This window comes from Achromobacter dolens, from assembly GCF_902859745.1.
GTDB classification, from domain to species: Bacteria; Pseudomonadota; Gammaproteobacteria; order Burkholderiales; family Burkholderiaceae_B; genus Achromobacter; species Achromobacter dolens.
In genome coordinates, this window is the sequence record NZ_CADIJW010000059.1 from 1 (window position 1) to 19,738 (window position 19,738).

16 protein-coding genes and 1 pseudogene are annotated in these 19,738 nt (G+C 65.8%); 8 read left to right on the forward strand and 9 right to left on the reverse strand.

Translation table 11 applies throughout. The features are described from left to right. From HV783_RS25895 to HV783_RS25920, 6 genes and pseudogenes are all read right to left on the reverse strand, one after another. Positions 1-288: pseudogene (locus HV783_RS25895) on the reverse strand (DNA methyltransferase); the annotation flags it as partial. A gap of 36 nt (positions 289-324) precedes the next feature. Further along, positions 325-753 carry a CopD family protein gene (locus HV783_RS25900; protein WP_006384749.1) on the reverse strand — a complete coding sequence of 143 codons (429 nt, stop codon included), beginning with the start codon at positions 751-753 and terminating at the stop codon, positions 325-327. A 522-nt stretch (positions 754-1,275) separates the two neighbouring features. After that, positions 1,276-2,727, reverse strand: coding sequence for a bifunctional 2-methylcitrate dehydratase/aconitate hydratase (locus HV783_RS25905; RefSeq protein WP_144654981.1), 1,452 nt, complete (start codon positions 2,725-2,727; stop codon positions 1,276-1,278). An 82-nt stretch (positions 2,728-2,809) separates the two neighbouring features. Then, a complete protein-coding gene (gene prpC, locus HV783_RS25910) occupies positions 2,810-4,027 on the reverse strand; it encodes a bifunctional 2-methylcitrate synthase/citrate synthase (RefSeq protein WP_064524451.1) in 1,218 nt (405 codons plus the stop codon). Positions 4,028-4,116: 89 nt separating this feature from the next. Further along, on the reverse strand, positions 4,117-5,007 hold the full coding sequence (gene prpB / locus HV783_RS25915) for a methylisocitrate lyase (RefSeq protein WP_054501500.1): 891 nt from the start codon (positions 5,005-5,007) through the stop codon (positions 4,117-4,119). Between the two features lie 278 nt (positions 5,008-5,285). Beyond that, positions 5,286-6,275: a malate dehydrogenase gene (locus HV783_RS25920; protein WP_049072248.1), complete on the reverse strand. Its 990-nt coding sequence runs from the start codon at positions 6,273-6,275 to the stop codon at positions 5,286-5,288. Between the two features lie 357 nt (positions 6,276-6,632). Here HV783_RS25920 and HV783_RS25925 point away from each other — a divergent pair, with 357 nt between their 5' ends. The 8 genes from HV783_RS25925 to HV783_RS25960 all read left to right on the forward strand — a co-directional run bounded on the left by HV783_RS25925 (position 6,633) and on the right by HV783_RS25960 (position 13,706). Beyond that, complete coding sequence (locus HV783_RS25925; protein ID WP_035360087.1) at positions 6,633-7,412, forward strand: GntR family transcriptional regulator; 780 nt, start codon at positions 6,633-6,635, stop codon at positions 7,410-7,412. 121 nt (positions 7,413-7,533) lie between these two features. Beyond that, the gene (sdhC, locus tag HV783_RS25930; RefSeq protein WP_054501499.1) at positions 7,534-7,950 is read left to right on the forward strand and encodes a succinate dehydrogenase, cytochrome b556 subunit; all 417 of its coding nucleotides are present in this window, start codon (positions 7,534-7,536) and stop codon (positions 7,948-7,950) included. Continuing rightward, a complete protein-coding gene (gene sdhD, locus HV783_RS25935) occupies positions 7,951-8,334 on the forward strand; it encodes a succinate dehydrogenase, hydrophobic membrane anchor protein (RefSeq protein WP_054501498.1) in 384 nt (127 codons plus the stop codon). 15 nt (positions 8,335-8,349) lie between these two features. Next, a complete protein-coding gene (gene sdhA, locus HV783_RS25940; protein WP_208025194.1) occupies positions 8,350-10,116 on the forward strand; it encodes a succinate dehydrogenase flavoprotein subunit in 1,767 nt (588 codons plus the stop codon). A gap of 18 nt (positions 10,117-10,134) precedes the next feature. Then, positions 10,135-10,851 (forward strand): succinate dehydrogenase iron-sulfur subunit, encoded by a 717-nt coding sequence (locus tag HV783_RS25945; RefSeq protein WP_054501497.1) that lies wholly within the window; start codon positions 10,135-10,137, stop codon positions 10,849-10,851. A gap of 26 nt (positions 10,852-10,877) precedes the next feature. Beyond that, positions 10,878-11,138 (forward strand): succinate dehydrogenase assembly factor 2, encoded by a 261-nt coding sequence (locus HV783_RS25950; RefSeq protein ID WP_049077540.1) that lies wholly within the window; start codon positions 10,878-10,880, stop codon positions 11,136-11,138. Between the two features lie 19 nt (positions 11,139-11,157). Then, a complete protein-coding gene (locus HV783_RS25955; protein WP_047992235.1) occupies positions 11,158-12,468 on the forward strand; it encodes a citrate synthase in 1,311 nt (436 codons plus the stop codon). Between the two features lie 128 nt (positions 12,469-12,596). Then, entirely contained in the window at positions 12,597-13,706 is a 1,110-nt protein-coding gene (locus HV783_RS25960; RefSeq protein WP_175190146.1) for a hypothetical protein, read from the forward strand. 31 nt (positions 13,707-13,737) lie between these two features. On the opposite strand, the gene HV783_RS25965 is transcribed toward HV783_RS25960, so the two are convergent. From HV783_RS25965 to mdeB, 3 genes are all read right to left on the reverse strand, one after another. Then, positions 13,738-14,190: a DUF2214 family protein gene (locus HV783_RS25965; RefSeq protein ID WP_144654983.1), complete on the reverse strand. Its 453-nt coding sequence runs from the start codon at positions 14,188-14,190 to the stop codon at positions 13,738-13,740. Between the two features lie 148 nt (positions 14,191-14,338). Next, entirely contained in the window at positions 14,339-16,636 is a 2,298-nt protein-coding gene (locus tag HV783_RS25970; protein ID WP_049072257.1) for an NADP-dependent malic enzyme, read from the reverse strand. A gap of 255 nt (positions 16,637-16,891) precedes the next feature. After that, positions 16,892-19,579, reverse strand: a complete 2,688-nt coding sequence (gene mdeB, locus HV783_RS25975; protein WP_175190147.1) for an alpha-ketoglutarate dehydrogenase — start codon at positions 19,577-19,579, stop codon at positions 16,892-16,894. Positions 19,580-19,738 lie beyond the last annotated feature (159 nt).

Genomic DNA, 19,738 nt, shown 5'->3' on the forward strand with positions numbered 1-19,738 from the left:
GGCATCGCGGCGCGGGCGGTCTCCGCGCGGGCCATCGCCACGGCGCGGGCCGTCGACGCGTTCACGATCGTCCGGCCGGCGCGCGGCGCGGGCGGCGGCCTGGCGCTGCTGGTAGCCCTCGGGGTCCTTCTGACGCTCGATGTTGTCCTTGGCGCGCTCGTTCTGGGCGACCAGGCGGGCGCGGGCGCCGGTGCGCACCCGCTTGGGGGCGGCTTCGGCGTGCGCGTCGCGCGCGGTTTTCTTGATCGTCAGCGTCTTGCGCGGGCGGTCCTGGTCATCAGCGGACATACGAATCCTGGCGAATGTGCAAAGGGTAGGGGGGAATCAGAAGGGTTTGACGACGACCAGCGCCACCACCACCAAGAGCAGCAAGACGGGAACTTCGTTGAACCAGCGATAGAACTTGTGCGAACGGGTGTTCTTGCCCTGTTCGAATTTACGCAGCATGACGCCACAGGCGTGATGGTAGCCGATGACGAGCAGGACGAAAAAGAGCTTGGCGTGCATCCAGCCGTTGCCGGGGCCGACGCCGATGCCGTAACCCAGGTACAGCCACATGCCGAGCGCGACGGCGACGACCGCCAGGATGGTGGTGAAGCGGTAGAGGCGGCGCGCCATGCCGAGCAGGGTGACCTGCACGGCCGAATCCGATTGCTGTGCCAGGTTCACGAAGATCCGGGGCAGGTAGAACAGGCCGGCGAACCAGGAGGCGATGAAGACGATGTGGAAGGTTTTTACCCAGAGCATGGACATGGTGGGGGCGGTCTTTGTTTTCTTGGGGAAGGGGGATTGTAATTGCTGAGGGCTGGGGGTTCTTCGTAGGTCGCCCGTCGCGGCGGCGGTTTGGGGGGCGGGCGCCCACGATTGCGGTCCGGAGCGTTCGCTCCGGACTGCCCCTGCCTCAACCTCGTGGCCGCCGTTCGGCGGCTGCCTTCGGTTTCCGTCGGGCGCATCGAGGTTGCCCGCCCCCCAAACCGCCGCCGCGACGGGCTGCGGGTTTCGAGAAATGATGCGCTGCCAGGCCGGTGGGGTTATGGAGAGGTTTGCGGGGCCCGTCAAGGCCGGCCGCGCGGGCGGCCGGTCTTGACTTACGCGGTGGATTGCGTCGGGAGGGTGTTCGCTGCGCGGTGCTGGACAGGTGCTTGCTTGGCGCGCAGCCGCGAGGAAGGGAGAAGAGCGGCCCCGGACGGTTTTGCCGTGATGGGGCCGTGGGGCGTGCAGCTTGTCGCTTCAGATCTGCGCTTGTCGCTTCGGATCAGATCCGCGCGTGTCGCCTCAGATCACATACAGATCGACGTACTCGTGGACCGGCATCGCTTCCAGCTTTTTCTGGTCCAGCGAGGCTTCCAGGATGCGGGCCTGTTGGCGGGCGGGGAAGATGCGGGCCAGGTTGGTGCGGAATTTCGCTTCCAGCAGGGGGATGCCGTCGGCGCGGCGGCGCTTGTGGCCGATGGGGTATTCGCAGACGACCTCGTCGAGCTGGGTGCCGTCGGTGAACCGGACGGTGAGGGCGTTGGCGATGGAGCGCTTGTCGGGGTCGTGGTAGTCGCGGGTGTAGGCCGGGTCCTCGACGCAGGTGATCTTGTCGCGCAGGGCGTCGATGCGCGGGTCGGCGGCGACGTCGTCCTCGTAGTCGGCGGCGGTGAGGCGGCCGAACAGGAGCGGCACGGCGACCATGTACTGGATGCAGTGGTCGCGGTCGGCGGGGTTGTTCAGCGGGCCCTTCTTGTCGATGATGCGGATGCACGCCTCGTGGGTGCGGATGGTGATGCTGGCGATGTCGTCGGTGGACTTGCCCAGGGACTTGAGGCGGTCGTGGATCTGCATGGCGCATTCGACCGCGGTCTGCGAGTGGAACTCGGCCGGGAACGAAATCTTGAACAGCACGTTTTCCATGACGTAGCTGCCGTAGGGACGCTGGAACCTGAACGGCTGGCCCTTGAACAGCACGTCGTAGAAGCCCCAGGTCTTGGCGGACAGCACCGAGGGGTAGCCCATCTCGCCGGTGCGGGCGATCAGCGCCAGGCGCACGGCGCGGCTGGTGGCGTCGCCGGCGGCCCAGCTCTTGCGGCTGCCGGTGTTGGGGGCGTGGCGGTAGGTGCGCAGGCTCTGGCCGTCGACCCAGGCCAGCGAGACGGCGTTGATGACTTCGTCGCGGGTGAGGCCCAGCATCTGCGCCACGACGGCGGTGGACGCCACCTTGACCAGCACCACGTGGTCCAGGCCGACCTTGTTGAAGGAGTTTTCCAGCGCGATGCAGCCCTGGATCTCGTGCGCCTTGATCATGCCGGTCAGCACGGCGCGCATGGTCAGCGGCGGCTTGCCGGCGGCGACGGCGGTGCGCGACAGCCAGTCGGCGGTGGCCAGGATGCCGCCCAGGTTGTCGGAAGGGTGGCCCCATTCGGCGGCCAGCCAGGTGTCGTTGAAATCGAGCCAGCGGATCATCGCGCCGATGTTGAACGCGGCCTGCACGGGATCGAGTTGGAATTGGGTGCCGGGCACCTTGGCGCCGTGCGGGACGATGGTGCCGGGAACGACGGGGCCCAGCAGCTTGCGGCACGCCGGGTATTCCAGCGCTTCCAGGCCGCAGCCCAGGGTGTCGATCAGGCAGTTGCGAGCGGTCTCGTAGGCCAGGCCGCTCTGGATTTCATAGTTGAGGACGTAGTCCGCGATATCGACCAGGACCTGGTCGGGCTCGGGACGGACGTTGGAGATCGGGGCAGACATTGGGTACCTCTCCTGAGTGAATACAGGCGGCACTGGGCCCGCGCGGCGCGGGGAAAGGCGTCGGCAGGCCCATGTCGTCGTCCTACTTGCGCTTGTCGAGCGGCACGAACTTCTGATCTTCCGGTCCGACGTAGTTGGCGGTCGGGCGGATGATCTTGTTGTCCACGCGCTGCTCGATGATGTGGGCCGACCAGCCCGCGGTGCGCGCGATCACGAACAGCGGGGTGAACATGGCGGTCGGCACGCCCATCATGTGGTAGCTGACGGCCGAGAACCAGTCCAGGTTGGGGAACATCTTCTTGATGTCCCACATGACCGTCTCGAGGCGTTCGGCGATGTCGAACATCTTGGTGCTGCCGGCCTTCTTGGACAGCTTCTTGGCCACTTCCTTGATGACCTTGTTGCGCGGGTCGGACACGGTGTAGACCGGGTGGCCGAAGCCGATGATGACTTCCTTGGCCTCGACGCGGCGGCGGATGTCGGCCTCGGCTTCGTCCGGCGTCTCGTAGCGCTTCTGCACGTCGAAGGCGACTTCGTTGGCGCCGCCGTGCTTGGGGCCGCGCAGCGCGCCGATGGCGCCGGTGATCGCCGAGTACATGTCCGAGCCGGTGCCGGCGATGACGCGGGCGGTGAAGGTGGAGGCGTTGAACTCGTGCTCGGCGTACAGGTTCAGCGAGATGTGCATCGCCTTGACCCACTCGTCGCTCGGCTTCTCGCCGTGCAGCAGGTGCAGGAAGTGGCCGCCGATGCTGTCATCGTCAGTCTGCACGTCGATCACGCGGCCGTTGTGGCTGTAGTGGTACCAGTACAGCAGGGCCGAGCCCAGGTTGGCCATCAGGCGGTCAGCGATGTCGCGCGCGCCGGGCAGGTTGTGGTCGTCCTTCTCGGGGAGCACGCAGCCCAGCACCGAGACGGCCGTGCGCATCACGTCCATCGGGTGGCTCGCGGCCGGCAGGGCCTCGAGCGCATCCTGCAGTTGCACGGGCAGGCCGCGCAGCGAACGCAGCTTCTGCTTGTAGGCCGCCAGTTCGGCCTTGTTGGGCAGCTTGCCATGCACCAGCAGGTGGGCGATTTCCTCGAACTCGCTGGTGTGGGCGATGTCCAGGATGTCGTAGCCGCGGTAGTGCAGGTCGTTGCCGCTGCGGCCGACCGTGCACAGCGCGGTGTTGCCGGCGACCACGCCGGACAGCGCGACCGATTTCTTGGGCTTGAAGCCGGCCTTTTCTTCCGGCTTGGCGGCCGGGGCGGCGTCCGCGGTGGTATCCGTTTTGGCAGCCTGCTTCTTGGGAGCCGTGCTCATGTCTCTACTCCTTTCCTTTCGCGGTGGTCGATGCAATGGGGAAGCGGGGCGCCGCGGGGTCGCCGTGGCGCCGGATGCGGTGGCGCGCGTCAGGCCTTGCCTTTCTGGAACAGGGCGTCCAGGCGCGATTCGAATTCGTGGTAGCCGATGCGGTCGTACAGTTCCTCGCGCGTCTGCATCAGGTCGACCACGTTCTTCTGGTGGCCGTCGCGGCGGATGGCGGTGTAGACGGCCTCGGCGGCCTTGTTCATGGCGCGGAAGGCCGACAGCGGGTAGAGCACCATGCCCACGCCCACGCTCTTGAGTTCTTCCACCGAGAACAGCGGCGTCTTGCCGAATTCGGTGATGTTGGCCAGCACCGGCACCTTGACCGCCTTGACGAAGCGGTCGTAGGTCGGCAGGTCGTAGGCGGCTTCGGCGAAGATGGCGTCGGCGCCGGCTTCGACGCAGGCCAGGGCGCGCTCGATGGCGGCGTCCACGCCGTGCGAGGCAATGGCGTCGGTGCGCGCGATCAGGTAGAAGTCGCTGTCGGTGCGGGCGTCGGCCGCGGCCTTGACGCGGTCGGCCATCTCTTCGGTGCTGACGATTTCCTTGCCCGGGCGATGGCCGCAGCGCTTGGCGCCGACCTGGTCTTCGATGTGGCAGGCGGCGGCGCCGAACTTGATCAGGCTCTTGACGGTGCGGGCGATGTTGAACGCCGACGGGCCGAAGCCGGTGTCGATGTCGACCAGCAGCGGCACGTCGCAGACGTCGGTGATGCGGCGCACGTCCGTCAGCACGTCGTCCATGGTGTTGATGCCCAGGTCGGGCAGGCCCAGCGAGCCCGCCGCCACGCCGCCGCCCGACAGATAAATGGCGCGGTAGCCGGCGCGCTTGGCCAGCAGGGCGTGGTTGGCATTGATGGCGCCGATGATCTGCAGCGGGCTTTCTTCGGCGAGCGCGCGGCGGAACAGGGCGCCGGCGGATTCGGGTCTGGACATGGGGAGTCTCCGTTATAGGGGCCGGGTGTCGTGACGTTGCCCCGGCTGGGATGGCTGGGTCTGCGCGCCCGCGGCGTGTGGCCGTGCCGGACATCGGGTTCCGGCGCCTGGCCACGACCTTACCGCGGTCGCGGAACGAAAATCTGTCCCCTTCGCGACAATTCATTGCGCGGGCGCAAAGAGACAGGTTTGCGTTCCGCGGGCGGCGCATCCGTTGACGCGCCGTCCGCTTGCGAATTGGGCCCGCGTCAACGGGCCCAATTCTGCTTGCTGGCTGCTTACTTCAGCAGGTCCTTGACGCCGTCGCGCTCTTCGAGGAGCTCTTTCAGCGTGAAGTCCAGGCGCTCACGCGAGAAGGCGTCGATTTCCAGGCCTTCGACGCGCTTGTATTCGCCGTTTTCGGTGGTCACCGGCACGCCGTAGATGATGCCTTCGGGGATGCCGTAGGAGCCATCCGACGGGATGCCCATCGTGACCCACTTGCCGTTGCTGCCCAGGACCCAGTCACGGACGTGGTCGATGGCGGCGTTGGCGGCCGAGGCGGCCGACGACAGGCCACGGGCCTCGATGATGGCGGCGCCACGCTTGCCCACGGTGGGGATGAAGGTGTCGCGGTTCCAGGCGTCGTCGTTGATCAGCTTGGCCAGCGATTCGCCGCCGACGGTGGCGAAGCGGTAGTCGGGGTACATGGTGGGCGAGTGGTTGCCCCACACGACCAGCTTCTCGATGTCGGCCACGGCCTTGCCCGACTTGGCGGCCAGTTGCGACAGGGCGCGGTTGTGGTCCAGGCGCAGCATGGCGGTGAAGTTCTTGGCGGGCAGGTCCGGCGCCGACTTCATGGCGATGTAGGCGTTGGTGTTGGCCGGGTTGCCGACCACCAGGACCTTGACGTTGCGGCTGGCGACGTCGTTCAGGGCCTTGCCCTGGGCCGTGAAGATCTGGGCGTTGACCGACAGCAGGTCCTTGCGTTCCATGCCGGGGCCGCGCGGGCGGGCGCCGACCAGCAGGGCCACGTCCGCGTCCTTGAATGCCGTGCGCGGGTCGCTGTGGGCGGTGACTTCCTGCAGCAGCGGGAAGGCGCAGTCATCCAGTTCCATGATGACGCCCTTCAGGGCCTTTTGCGCTTTCTCGTCGGGGATTTCGAGCAGTTGCAGAATGACGGGCTGATCTTTGCCCAGCATTTCGCCCGAGGCGATGCGGAACAGCAGTGCGTAACCGATTTGGCCGGCGGCGCCGGTGACGGCGACACGCAAGGCAGGCTTAGACATGGACGTTCTCCGTAATGGTGTGGCGAGAAAATAATCTCACCAATCAGTGTAATCCGTTGAACGGCGAAGACGGCCCGCGCGCGAGGGGGCGGATGTGTCGCCGGACAGCCAGGAATCCTAGAACTAATTTACGGGTGCGTCAATTGATCTTATATCTTATATAAGACATAAGACGTTGGACAGCGTCACCCCCGATATGCCACAATAGAGCGTTTGTTCGAATGCGCCGCAGCACCGCCGGCTGCGCGCCTGTATCAGGCCAGAATACCGGCACCGCAGCAGCGCACGCGAATGGAAACCGCATCGTTTGCGCTGCCTTCCATTCTCCGGATGAACATGACACTTCCAAGACGATCCATGGCAGACCCCCGGCCCGAAACTCCCCTACGCACTCGCGCCGCCCGTCCGACGGGCGAGGGGGCCGCTTTCAGTCCGCTGTACCGCCAGATCAAGGACCTGCTCGTGCAGAGCCTGGACCGCGGCGAATGGAAGCCCGGCGAACTCATCCCCAGCGAAATCGATCTGGCCGCCCGTTTCCAGGTGAGCCAGGGCACGGTGCGCAAGGCGGTCGACGAGCTTGCGGCCGAGCATCTGCTGCTGCGCCGCCAGGGCAAGGGCACCTTCGTCGCCACCCATCATGAAGCCCGCGTGCGCTATCGTTTCCTGCGCCTGGCCCCCGACGAAGAGGGCGAGGCCGTGCGGGCGGAAAGCCGCATCCTCGAATGCCGCCGCTTGCGCGCGCCGGCCGAGATCGCCCGCGCGCTCGACCTGCGGGCCGGCGAAACCGTGATCTCGATCCGCCGGCTGCTGTGCATGGGGCAGGTGCCCACCGTGCTTGACGACATCTGGCTGCCCGGATCCATCTTCCGTGGCCTCACCCAGGAGCTGCTGACCGCCAACAAGGCGCCGCTCTATGGCCTGTTCGAATCCGAGTTCGGCGTCAGCATGGTGCGCGCGGACGAAAAGCTGCGTGCCGTGGCGGCGCCGGCCGAAGTCTGTACGTTGCTTAATGTTGCCGCCGGCGCGCCGTTGTTGCAGGTGGATCGCGTGTCGTACACGTATGGTGACCGCCCCATGGAAATCCGACGGGGCTTGTACTTGACCGATCGATACCACTACCGCAATAGTCTGAATTGATGAGTTTTTTACCTACGATTTGATACCGACCCATTCTCTGGGCGAAAATACTGTGTTTGCCCGCAAGGGCCACGGCATTAGCGCCGTCACGATTCCCTAGTTCCGAAACACCGAGGCCGTCATGTCCGACACCGCTGCCAAGCCACGTCCGCAGTTTCGCAATATTGGGCTTGCCCAAGTTGCGTTCTCCTATCGCCTGCCCCTGGCCGGCAAGCTGTCCATCCTGCACCGCATCAGCGGCATATTGCTGTTCCTCTGTTTGCCCTTGGTCATCGTTCCGCTGTTCGCAGCGAGCGTGGCCGCGCCGCAGTCGTTCGCATGGATCGCTTCCTTCGCGGCCAACCCGATCGTCAAGCTTGTCTTCCTGGTCCTGATCTGGGGCTACCTGCACCATTTCTGTGCCGGCATCCGCTACCTGCTGCTGGATCTGCACCTGGGCATCGACAAGCTGTCGGCCAAGAAAAGCGCCGGCGTGGTCTTCGGTGTCAGCCTGGCGCTGACGCTGGTGTTCGGTCTCAAACTGTTCGGAGTGCTGTAAATGGCCGCCGCTAAAAACTACGGACCCAAGCGCCTGGTCGTCGGCGCCCATTATGGCGTCATGGACTTCATCATTCAGCGCGTCACCGCCGTCGTCATGGCCGTGTACACGCTGGTGCTGCTCATCGGCATCCTGACGATGCCCGCCTTCACGTACGAACACTGGGTCAAGCTGTTCAATTTCTACGTGGGCTTCATTCCGGTTGGCCAGATCCTGGCCTCCCTTGCCTTCTTTGCGTTGGCCTGGCATGCCTGGATCGGCGTGCGCGACATCTGGATGGACTACGTCAAGCCGGTGGGCCTGCGCCTGCTGTTGCAAGTGCTGACGATCCTCTGGTTGATCGGTACGGTCGTTTACTTCGCGCAAATCCTCTGGAGCATCTAAGCCGTGGTCTCTGTCATGAAATCCTTGCCGCGCCGCCAGTTTGATGTGGTGGTCGTTGGCGCCGGCGGAGCCGGCATGCGTTGTTCGCTGCAACTGTCCCAAGCGGGCCTGTCCGTTGCGGTGCTGTCCAAAGTGTTCCCCACGCGCTCGCACACCGTTGCCGCGCAGGGCGGCGTGAGCGCCTCGCTGGGCAACATGAGCGAAGACAACTGGTACTGGCACATGTACGACACCGTCAAGGGGTCTGACTGGCTGGGCGACCAGGACGCCATCGAGTTCATGTGCCGCGAAGCCCCCAACGCCGTGTACGAGCTCGAGCACTTCGGCATGCCGTTCGACCGCAACCCCGACGGCACCATCTACCAGCGTCCGTTCGGCGGCCACACCGCCAACTTCGGTGAAAAGCCGGTCCAGCGCGCCTGTGCCGCTGCCGACCGTACCGGCCACGCGCTGCTGCACACCTTGTACCAGCGCAACGTCGCCGCCCGCACCCAGTTCTTCGTCGAATGGATGGCGCTGGACCTGCTGCGCAACGAAGCCGGCGACGTCGTGGGCGTGACCGCCCTCGAAATGGAAACCGGCGAGATCTACATCCTGGAAGCCAAGACCACGGTGCTGGCCACCGGCGGCGCCGGCCGCATCTGGGCCGCCTCCACCAACGCCTTCATCAACACCGGCGACGGCCTGGGCATGGCCGCCCGCGCGGGCATCCCGCTGCAGGACATGGAATTCTGGCAATTCCACCCGACCGGCGTGGCCGGCGCCGGCGTGCTGATCACCGAAGGCGTGCGCGGCGAAGGCGGCATCCTGCTGAACAAGGATGGCGAGCGCTTCATGGAGCGCTATGCGCCCACGCTGAAGGACCTGGCCCCGCGTGACTTCGTGTCGCGCTCGATGGACCAGGAAATCAAGGAAGGCCGCGGCTGCGGTCCGGACGGCAGCTACGTGGTGCTCAAGCTCGACCACCTCGGCGCCGACGTCATCAACAAGCGCCTGCCCTCGATCCGCGAAATCGCCATCAAGTTCGGCAACGTCGACCCGATCAAGGAACCGATCCCCGTCGTCCCGACCATCCACTACCAGATGGGCGGCATCCCGGCCAACTATCACGGCCAGGTGCTGACGCGCGAAAACGGCGAGAACAAGATCGTCAACGGCCTGTACGCCATCGGCGAATGCGCCGCGGTGTCGGTGCACGGCGCCAACCGCCTGGGCACCAACTCGCTGCTGGACCTGATCGTGTTCGGCCGCGCCACCGGCAACCACATCGTCAATTCGCATCCGGAACGCCAGCACGCGCACCAGCCCGTGCCGCAGCAGGCCGTCGAATTCTCGATGGACCGCATCAACAAGCTGGAATCGCGCACCTCGGGCGAGAAGACCCAGGATATCGGCAACGCCATCCGCTTCTCGATGCAGCGCCACTGCGGCGTGTTCCGCACGCTGGAGTTGCTGAACGAAGGCGTGACCCAGATCGAAGACCTGGCCAAGCAAGCCGACAACATCTACTTCAAGGACAAGTCCAAGGTGTTCAACACCGCGCGCGTCGAGGCGCTGGAACTGGCCAACATGACCGAAGTGGCCCGCGCCACCATCAAGTCGGCCGCCAACCGCACCGAAAGCCGGGGCGCCCACGCGCTGGACGACCACCCGACCCGCGACGACGAGAACTGGCTCAAGCACACGCTGTGGTACTCCGAAGGCAGCCGCCTGGATTACAAGCCTGTGCAGATGAAGCCGCTGACGGTCGAGTCCTTCCCGCCCAAGGCGCGTACCTTCTAAGTCCGGATAGAGCCTACTATGAGCACCAAGAGAATCGTCAAGTTCGAAATCTACCGCTACGATCCGGACAAGGACGAGCGCCCGTACATGCAGAAGCTGGAGGTCGAACTCCAGCCGACCGACAAGATGCTGCTCGATGCGCTGGTGCGCATCAAGAACGACGTCGACGACAGCCTGGCCCTGCGCCGCTCGTGCCGTGAAGGCGTGTGCGGTTCGGACGCCATGAACATCAACGGCAAGAACGGCCTGGCCTGCACGACCAACCTGCGCGAGCTGAAGGAACCGATCGTGCTGCGCCCGCTGCCGGGCCTGCCGGTGATCCGCGACCTGATCGTGGACATGACGCACTTCTTCAACCAGTACCACTCGATCCGCCCGTACCTCATCAACGACACGCCGCCGCCCGAGAAAGAGCGCCTGCAGTCGCCCGAGGCGCGCGAAGAGCTGGACGGCCTGTACGAGTGCATCCTGTGCGCGTGCTGTTCCACTTCCTGCCCGTCCTTCTGGTGGAATCCGGACAAGTTCGTCGGCCCGGCCGGCCTGCTGCAAGCCTACCGCTTCATCGCCGACAGCCGCGACGAAGCCACCGGCAGCCGTCTGGACAACCTGGAAGATCCGTACCGCCTGTTCCGTTGCCACACCATCATGAACTGCGTCGACGTCTGTCCCAAGGGGCTGAACCCGACCAAGGCCATTGGCAAGATCAAGGAACTGATGGTCCGTCGCGCGGTCTAGTAGTTTGGTGTATTTAAGGTGTAATGATGAGCAGGCTTACTGAACTGGAACGGGCGCGTCTGCGTTGGCGGGCGCGCCGGGGCCTGCTCGAAAACGACTTGATCATCACCCGGTATCTCGACGCCTACGAGGCCGAGCTTACCGACGATGACGTGACGGCATTGACGCAGCTCTTCGAGTTGGGAGACAACGATCTTCTCGACCTGCTGCTGGCCCGCAAGGAGCTCGAGGGCGCGCTCGACACGCCCCGGCTCCGCGGCATCATCGGCCAGATGCGGTCGCTCTGATTAATTGAGAGGAAAAAACATGAACCTGTCTGACAAAAAAGCCACTCTGTCCTTCTCGGACGGCAGCGCACCCATTGAGTTCCCTGTCTACAAGGGCACGGTCGGTCCGGATGTGATCGACATTCGCAAGCTGTACGGCCAGACGGGCATGTTCACGTTCGACCCCGGCTTCATGTCGACCGCGGCCTGCGAATCGGGCATCACGTACATCGACGGCGACAAGGGCGAGCTGCTGTACCGCGGCTACCCCATCGAGCAACTGGCCGTCAATTGCGACTTCATGGACATCTGCTACCTGATCCTGAACGGCGAACTGCCGAACCAGGAACAGAAGGCCGACTTCGATTCGCAAGTGACCCATCACACGATGGTCAACGAACAGCTCCATTTCTTCCTGCGCGGCTTCCGTCGCGACGCCCACCCGATGGCCGTCCTGACGGGCCTGGTGGGCGCGCTGTCGGCGTTCTACCACGACTCGACCGACATCACGAACCCGCAGCATCGTCACATCTCGGCCATCCGCCTGATCGCCAAGATGCCGACGCTGGTCGCGATGGCGTACAAGTACTCGCAAGGCCAACCGTTCATCTATCCGCAGAACGACCTGTCCTACACGGGCAACTTCCTGCGCATGATGTTCGCCACGCCGTGCGAAGAGTACAAGGTCAACGAAGTCGTCGAGCGCGCGCTCGACCGCATCTTCATCCTGCACGCCGACCACGAGCAGAACGCCTCGACCTCCACGGTCCGCCTGTGCGGTTCGTCGGGCACCAACCCGTTCGCCGCCATCTCGGCCGGCGTGGCTTGCCTGTGGGGCCCGGCTCACGGCGGCGCCAACGAAGCTTGCCTGCAGATGCTCGAAGAGCTGCAAGCCAACGGCGGCATCGCCAAGGTCGGCGAGTTCATGGAGAAGGTCAAGGACAAGAACTCGGGCGTGCGCCTGATGGGCTTTGGCCACCGCGTCTACAAGAACTACGACCCGCGCGCCAAGCTGATGCAGGAAACGTGCAAGGAAGTGCTCTCGGCCCTGGGCCTGGAAAACGACCCGCTGTTCAAGCTGGCCATGGAACTGGAACGCATCGCCCTGGAAGATCCGTACTTCGTGCAGCGCAAGCTGTACCCGAACGTGGACTTCTACTCGGGTATCGTCCAGCGCGCCATCGGCATCCCGACCTCGCTGTTCACGGCCATCTTCGCGCTGGCCCGCACGGTCGGCTGGATCGCCCAGTGGAACGAAATGCTGTCGGATCCCGATTACAAGATCGGCCGTCCGCGCCAGTTGTTCACCGGTTCGGTCACGCGCGACGTGCCGCCGATGGACAAGCGTTGATACGCCGCCACGCTTGACCAGGAAACCGCCTTCGGGCGGTTTTTTGTTGTCCGCTCGCTCCTCGTCGTGTTCCGCCGATGGCCGCCCCGCCGTCGCGGTGATGCGGTTTGGCGTTTATCATCCCTGCCATGATTCCAATAGCGCTGCCCTCAGCGGGCTTCTACATTTTCGTTTCCCTGGGTTTTCTTGCCGGCCTGGTGCTGCTTGGCTGGGCGCTGGTGCTGGTCGCCAGCGGCGGCGCGCGCCGCACGGTTCGCAAATACTGGAAGACCTCCGGACTGCTGTTCGTGGTGCTGCTGGTCCCCTTTGCCTTCTATGCCTGGGTCCAGACGGTCATCTGGCAGATCGAGCGCGAAGGCGCGCGCCGCGAGGCCGCCCGCAACGTCACCCTGGAAGCGCCGACGACGGTAGGCGGCACCGCCATGCCCGCGGGCACGCGCCTCAAGCTGCAGGACGAGGGCGAGCTGGAAACCTACGTCGAAGCCGAGTTTCCGCAGCCCGTGGCCATGTACGGCGTGCAGGCGTCGCGGGCGCAACGCTATCTGGACGCCGAGTACGACAGCGAAACCTACGCCCTGCGCGGCCGGCATCCGCGCAGCGTCCTGCTGCGAGGCGCTGGCAGCCAGACGGTGCTGGGCTGGAAATGCGACGCCACCCAGGACATTGAATTCGACGTGGCGAAGGATGGCGCGATGATGGCGCTGAACAAGTGCGTGCTGGGGCCGGGCAACCGGGTCGACACGCTGGATCTTGCGCCCGGTTCCATTGTGTATGGATCGAGCGGCACCGTCTACACGGATGGCTCGCGCGATCCGGATCAATGGCGTATCGAGGTCAAGGACCCGGTGGCGGTCAAGGTGTTCGGGCTGCCGTTGAGCGAGCCCCGGCTTTACCTGGATGGCGAGCGGCGCCTGTTGCGCGTCAGCGATGCCGAGCTGGCCTGCCCGACGACGTTCGGCGGCGTCCGTTATGCCGCCGGCACCCAGGTGCAGTCGATGCGGCGCGGCCGCGGCGATGCCCGCGAGCCGTTTCCGGGTGTGCTGGTGCTGAGTCCCTGGAACGGCGACGTCGCCCGGCGCGATGGCCAGCCCGATGTGCCCGAAGGCATGTCGGTGAGGCAGGCGCTGTCCGGCGAAGTGATCGACGTGGTCCGGAACGACGCCGTGGGCGTGTTCCACTTCGCGACCATCACCGTCGGCGACGACACGCCACAGCCGACCCGCGCGCGCTGTCCCTGAGACGGGCGGGCCGCGTGGATCGCGGCGCGCCCTACACGCCGATGCCGCGCGCCATCAGCACCGCGAACAGCGGCAGCAAGATGAACAGGTGCGATTCGATCATCACCCACCGGCGCGCGCGCTTGATCTGGGCGGCGTCCGGCACGAAAGCGGGCAGCTGGCGCGCCTGCTTGGCCCAGCGCAGGAAGGCCAGCGTGGGCGGGATCGAACAGAGGCCGATGATGACGAACAGCGTGATCTTGGCGTGGAACCAAGGGTTGCCCATGTAGAACGCGGCCCCCTTGACCCCCAGTGTCAGGCGCAGCACGCCGGTGGCCAGCACCAGGATCGCGCTCAGCAGATACAAGCGGTCATAGACCACCAGGCGCTTGAGCGTGGCCGGTGTCAGGTCGGGGCGCAGCAGCACCGCTTCAGCGGTCAGCACCACCACCAGGACGAAGATGGCCAGGAAGTGAAACCAGGCCAGGAAGGCGTCGAGCAACATAGGGTCGGGCTCCGGTAGGGAAGGGTAGAGGGGAGTCGCTGCCCCGTTTTACCATTCGCCCGGCGCGGCGCACTATCGCGGCATCAAGCGGCCCAAAAAAAAGGACGCCCCGTGGGGCGTCCCTTGCGTGTCGATCAGGGCAATGCGATCAACGGCGCTTCTTGGCGGCCTCGGCGGCTTCCTGCTGCGCATCGACCACGGCCAAGGCGGTCATGTTGACGATGCGGCGCACGGTGGCGCTGGTCGTCAGGATGTGCACCGGACGCGCGGCGCCCAGCAGGATCGGGCCCATCGCGACGCCATTGCTGCCCGTCATCTTCAGCATGTTGTACGTGATGTTGCCGGTGTCCAGCGTCGGCATGACCAGCAGGTTGGCGCGACCCTTCAGGGTGCTGTCCGGGTAGGCCAGCACGCGGATCTTTTCCGACAGGGCGGCGTCGGCGTGCATTTCGCCATCCACTTCCAGGTCGGGCGCGCGGTCCTGCACCAACTGGCGCGCGGCGGCCATCTTGCGCGACGACTCCGTGACGCGGCTGCCGAAGTTCGAGTGCGACAGCAGGGCGATCTTGGGCACCACGCCGAAACGCAGCATCTCGTCGGCTGCCTGGATGGTGATGTTGGCGACTTCCTCGGCCGACGGGTTCTCGTTGACGTGGGTGTCGGTGACGAACAGCGTCTGGTCGGGCAGCATCAGCACGTTCAGGGCGGCGTAGGTCTGGCCTTCCTTCCTGCCGATGATCTCGTCGATGTACTTGAGCTGGTTGTCGTACTTGCTGGCCACGCCGCACAGCAGCGCGTCGGCATCGCCGCGGCGCAGCAGCATCGCGCCGATCAGCGTGTTGTGCTTGCGGATCATCGCCTTGGCGATGGCCGGGGTCACGCCTTCGCGGCCCTTGAGCTGGTAGTACGCGTTCCAGGTTTCGTTGAAGCGGCTGTCGTCTTCGGGATCGACGATCTCGAAATGCTGGCCGGCGACCAGGCGCAGGCCGAACTTCTTGATGCGCATCTCGATCACGGACGGACGGCCGATCAGGATCGGGAACGCCAGCTTTTCATCGGCCACGGTCTGCACCGCGCGCAGCACGCGCTCGTCTTCGCCGTCGGCGTAGATGACGCGCTTGGGCGCCTTCTTGGCCTGGGCGAACAGCGGGCGCATCAGTTGGCCCGAGTGGTAGACGAAGCCCATCAGCTTCTGGCGGTAGGCCTCAATGTCCTCGATCGGACGGGCGGCCACGCCGGAGTCGGCGGCGGCCTGGGCCACGGCCGGGGCGATCTGCACGATCAGGCGCGGGTCGAACGGCTTCGGGATGATGTAGTCGGGACCGAACGACAGCTCCTGGCCGGCGTAGGCGCGGGCTACTTCATCGTTCTGCTCGGCCTGGGCCAGCTCGGCGATGGCCTTGACGCAAGCCAGCTTCATTTCCTCGGTGATGCGCGAGGCGCCGGCATCCATGGCGCCGCGGAAGATGAAGGGGAAACACAGCACGTTATTGACCTGGTTCGGGTAGTCCGAACGGCCGGTGGCGATGATGCAGTCGGGGCGCGCGGCCTTGGCGACTTCCGGGCGGATCTCCGGCTCCGGGTTGGCCAGCGCCAGGATCAGCGGACGGTCGGCCATGGTCTTGACCATGTCGGCGGTCAGCACGCCGGCGGTCGAGCAGCCCAGGAACACGTCGGCGCCGTTGACCACGTCGGCCAGCGTGCGCGCGTCGGTCTTCTGCGCGTAGCGCTTCTTGTTGGCTTCCATGTTTTCATCGCGGCCGTCCCAGATCACTCCGCGCGAGTCCACCACGTAGATGTTCTCGCGCTTGACGCCCAGGTGCACCAGCAGGTCCAGGCAGGCGATGGCGGCGGCGCCGGCGCCCGAGCAGGCCAGCTTGACCGTGCCGATGTCCTTGCCCACGACCTTCAGGCCGTTCAGGATGGCGGCCGACGAGATGATGGCGGTGCCGTGCTGGTCGTCGTGGAAGACGGGGATCTTCATGCGCTCGCGCAGCTTCTTCTCGATGTAGAAGCACTCGGGCGCCTTGATGTCCTCGAGGTTGACGCCGCCGAGCGTGGGCTCGAGCGCGGCGATGATGTCGACCAGCTTGTCGGGGTCGTTCTCGGCCAGTTCGATGTCGAACACGTCGATGCCGGCGAACTTCTTGAACAGGCAGCCCTTGCCTTCCATGACCGGCTTGGCGGCCAGCGGGCCGATGTTGCCCAGGCCCAGCACGGCGGTGCCGTTGGTGATCACGCCCACCAGGTTGCCGCGCGAGGTGTACTTGGACGCGGCGTCGTCGCCCTGGTCGAAGATGGCCATGCACGCGGCGGCCACGCCGGGCGAGTACGCCAGCGACAGGTCGTCCTGGTTGGCGAGGGTCTTGGTCGGGGTGACCGAGATCTTTCCGGGGGTGGGATAGGCGTGGTAATCCAACGCCAGTTTGGTGAGGGTTTCGTCCATGGGATACAGCCTTTTCGGCGCTAACTGGAGATAAAAGCGAGAAGGTAAATCGGAAAGCAAAAAGCGGGCTCGCGGCCCGCCGTATTCTTTGGGAAATGCTTAGGGAACACCCGTATTTCAACAGAAAGCGGCGCGAATTGGTTGCTGCAGCGCAGCGATCGTCCGATTTTGATCAAGCCGGCGCGCCTTGTGATGACGCCGGTGAAAAAGGAGAAAAGCCCCGGTTCGGGGCTTTTCTCCTTTGCTTTCAGGGTGTTATTGCGCCCAGGGCGGCGTGGCGCGATCGGCTGCGCCCAGTTTGCGGCGCAATGCGTGGGCTTGCTCCTGCCGGCCCAGGCTGTCCAGGGCGTGCAGCACGATCCAGTCGGCGCTGACTTCGAAGAAGTCGCGCAGGCGAGCGCGGGTGTCGCTGCGGCCGAAGCCGTCGGTGCCCAGCGTGCGGTAGGGCGCGGGCACCCAGGCGCGGATCTGTTCGGGCACGGCGCGCACGTAGTCGGTGGCGGCCACCACCGGCGCATCGCTGCCGCCCAGGCAGGCGCGCACCCAGTCCGCGTCCGGCGCGGAGGGCAGGCCGAGCGCGCGCGCGCGTTCGGCCTCGCGGCCGTCGCGCGCCAGTTCGGAGAAGCTGGTCACGCTCCAGACCTCGGCATCCACGTCGTACTCCGCATGCAGGCGCTCGGCGGCTATTTCCGCTTCGCGCAGCATGGGGCCGGCGCCCAGCAGGCGCACGGCCGCCTGCTGGCGGGCCGGGCGCAGGCGGTACATGCCGCGCAGAATGCCCTCGGCCGCCGCGCCGTCCCGCGGCAGGTCGGGCTGCGCCAGGTTCTCGTTGGTGACGGTCAGGTAGAAGAATTCGTCGCGCTGTTCGTCCAGCATGCGGCGCATGCCGTACTCGACGATGACCGCGACTTCGTAGGCGTAGGCCGGATCGTAGGCGCGGCAGTTGGGCACGGCCGCGGCCATGATGTGGCTGGAGCCGTCCTGGTGCTGCAGGCCTTCGCCGCCCAGCGTGGTGCGGCCGGAGGTGGCGCCGATGAGGAAGCCGCGCGTGCGCTGGTCGGCCGCGGCCCAGATCAGGTCGCCGATGCGCTGGAAACCGAACATCGAGTAATAGATATAGAAAGGCAGCATCGGCAGGCCGTTGACCGAGTAGCTGGTGCCGGCCGCCGTCCACGACGAGATCGCGCCCGCCTCGGTGATGCCTTCTTCCAGGATCTGGCCGTCGCGCGCCTCGCGGTAGTACAGCACCGAGCCGATGTCCTCGGGTTCGTACAGTTGGCCTTGCGCCGAATAGATGCCGATCTGGCGGAACAGGTTGGCCATGCCGAAGGTGCGCGCTTCGTCGGCCACGATGGGTACGATGCGCGGGCCGACCTGCGGGTCTTTCAGCAGCGCCGTCAGCATGCGCACGATGGCCATGGTGGACGACATCTCCTTGCCGTCGGCGCTGAGCGCGAAGCGCGCCCATTGGTCCACCGCCGGCGGCGCCAGGCGCGGCGCCTGGGTCTGGCGGCGCGGGATGTGGCCGCCCAGCGCGGCGCGGCGCGCCTGCAGGTGGCGCAGCTCGGCGCTGTCTTCGGCCGGGCGATAGAACTTGAGCGCCAGGCAATCGGCATCGGAGATCGGCAGGGCGAAGCGGTCGCGGAACGCCAGCAGCGCCTCGTCGTCCAGCTTCTTCTGCTGGTGGGTGGTCATCTTGCCCTGGCCGGCCGTGCCCATGCCAAAGCCCTTCTTGGTCTGCGCCAGGATCACCGTGGGCTGGCCGCGATGGTGCGCGGCGCGGTGGTACGCGGCATGGATCTTGACCATGTCGTGGCCGCCACGGTGCAAGCGGTCGATGGCCTCGTCGGTCCAGTCGGCCACCAGCGCCGCCAGGTCCGGATTCTGGTTGAAGAAGTGGGCGCGGTTGAAGGCGCCGTCGTTGGCGGCGAAGGTCTGGAACTGGCCGTCCACCGTGTTGGCGAAGGCGCGCGCCAGGGCGCCGTTGGTGTCACGGCGCAGCAGGGCGTCCCAGTCGCTGCCCCAGACCAGCTTGATGACGTTCCAGCCGGCGCCCGCGTACAGGGTTTCGAGTTCGTCGATGATGCGACCGTTGCCGCGCACCGGGCCGTCCAGGCGCTGCAGGTTGCAGTTGACCACGAACACCAGGTTATCGAGCTTTTCGCGCGCGGCCAGGGTCAGCGCGGCGATCGACTCCGGTTCGTCCATCTCGCCGTCGCCGAAGATGCCCCAGACCTTGCGGTCGCTCGCGGGCACCAGCGAGCGGTGTTCCAGGTAGCGCATGAAGCGCGCCTGGTAGATCGCGTTGATGGGACCGATGCCCATCGAGCCGGTGGGGAACTGCCAGAAGTCGGGCATCAGCCAGGGATGCGGATACGACGACAGCCCGCGCAGGCCGCGCGCGGTGGCGGTGATTTCCTGGCGGAAGTGGGCCAGGTCGTCGTCGCTGAGGAAACCCTCCAGGTAGGCGCGGGCATAGACGCCGGGCGCCGAGTGCGGCTGCATGTAGACCAGGTCGCCCGGGCCGTCGGCCGTGGTTGCGCGGAAGAAGTGGTTGAAGCCGACCTCGAACAGGTCGGCGGCCGAGGCGTAGCTGGCGATGTGGCCGCCCAGTTCGCCATGGGCCTGGTTGGCGCGCACCACCATGGCCAGGGCGTTCCAGCGGTTGATGCGGGCGATGCGTTCCTCGACCGCCAGGTTGCCGGGAAAGGGCGGTTCCTGGTCGGCGGGGATGGTGTTCAGGTAGGCGGTGCGCGTCTGGCTGTTGGCGCGCAAGCCCAGGGCGGCGGCGTGCCCCAGCAGGTTGTCCAGCACATAGCCCGCCCGTTCGGCGCCCGAGGCCTCGACCAGGGATTGCAGGCCGTCGCGCCATTCGGCGGTTTCGGCGGGATCGGCATCATGCCGGGGGGCGGTCCCGGCGGGGGAATGGCTGGCGTCGCACATGATGGTTTTGTCTCCTTTGTAAGCGCCATGCTAGTCCTGTCGCTGGGGCATGGGTAATCAAAATGCCGGGAGGAAATCGTGGTTTTCAGCATAATCATTTGACGATTGGCGTGTCGGCGGCAGGATCTGCCGCCTTCGGCCGCTTACCGGTGGTGACCA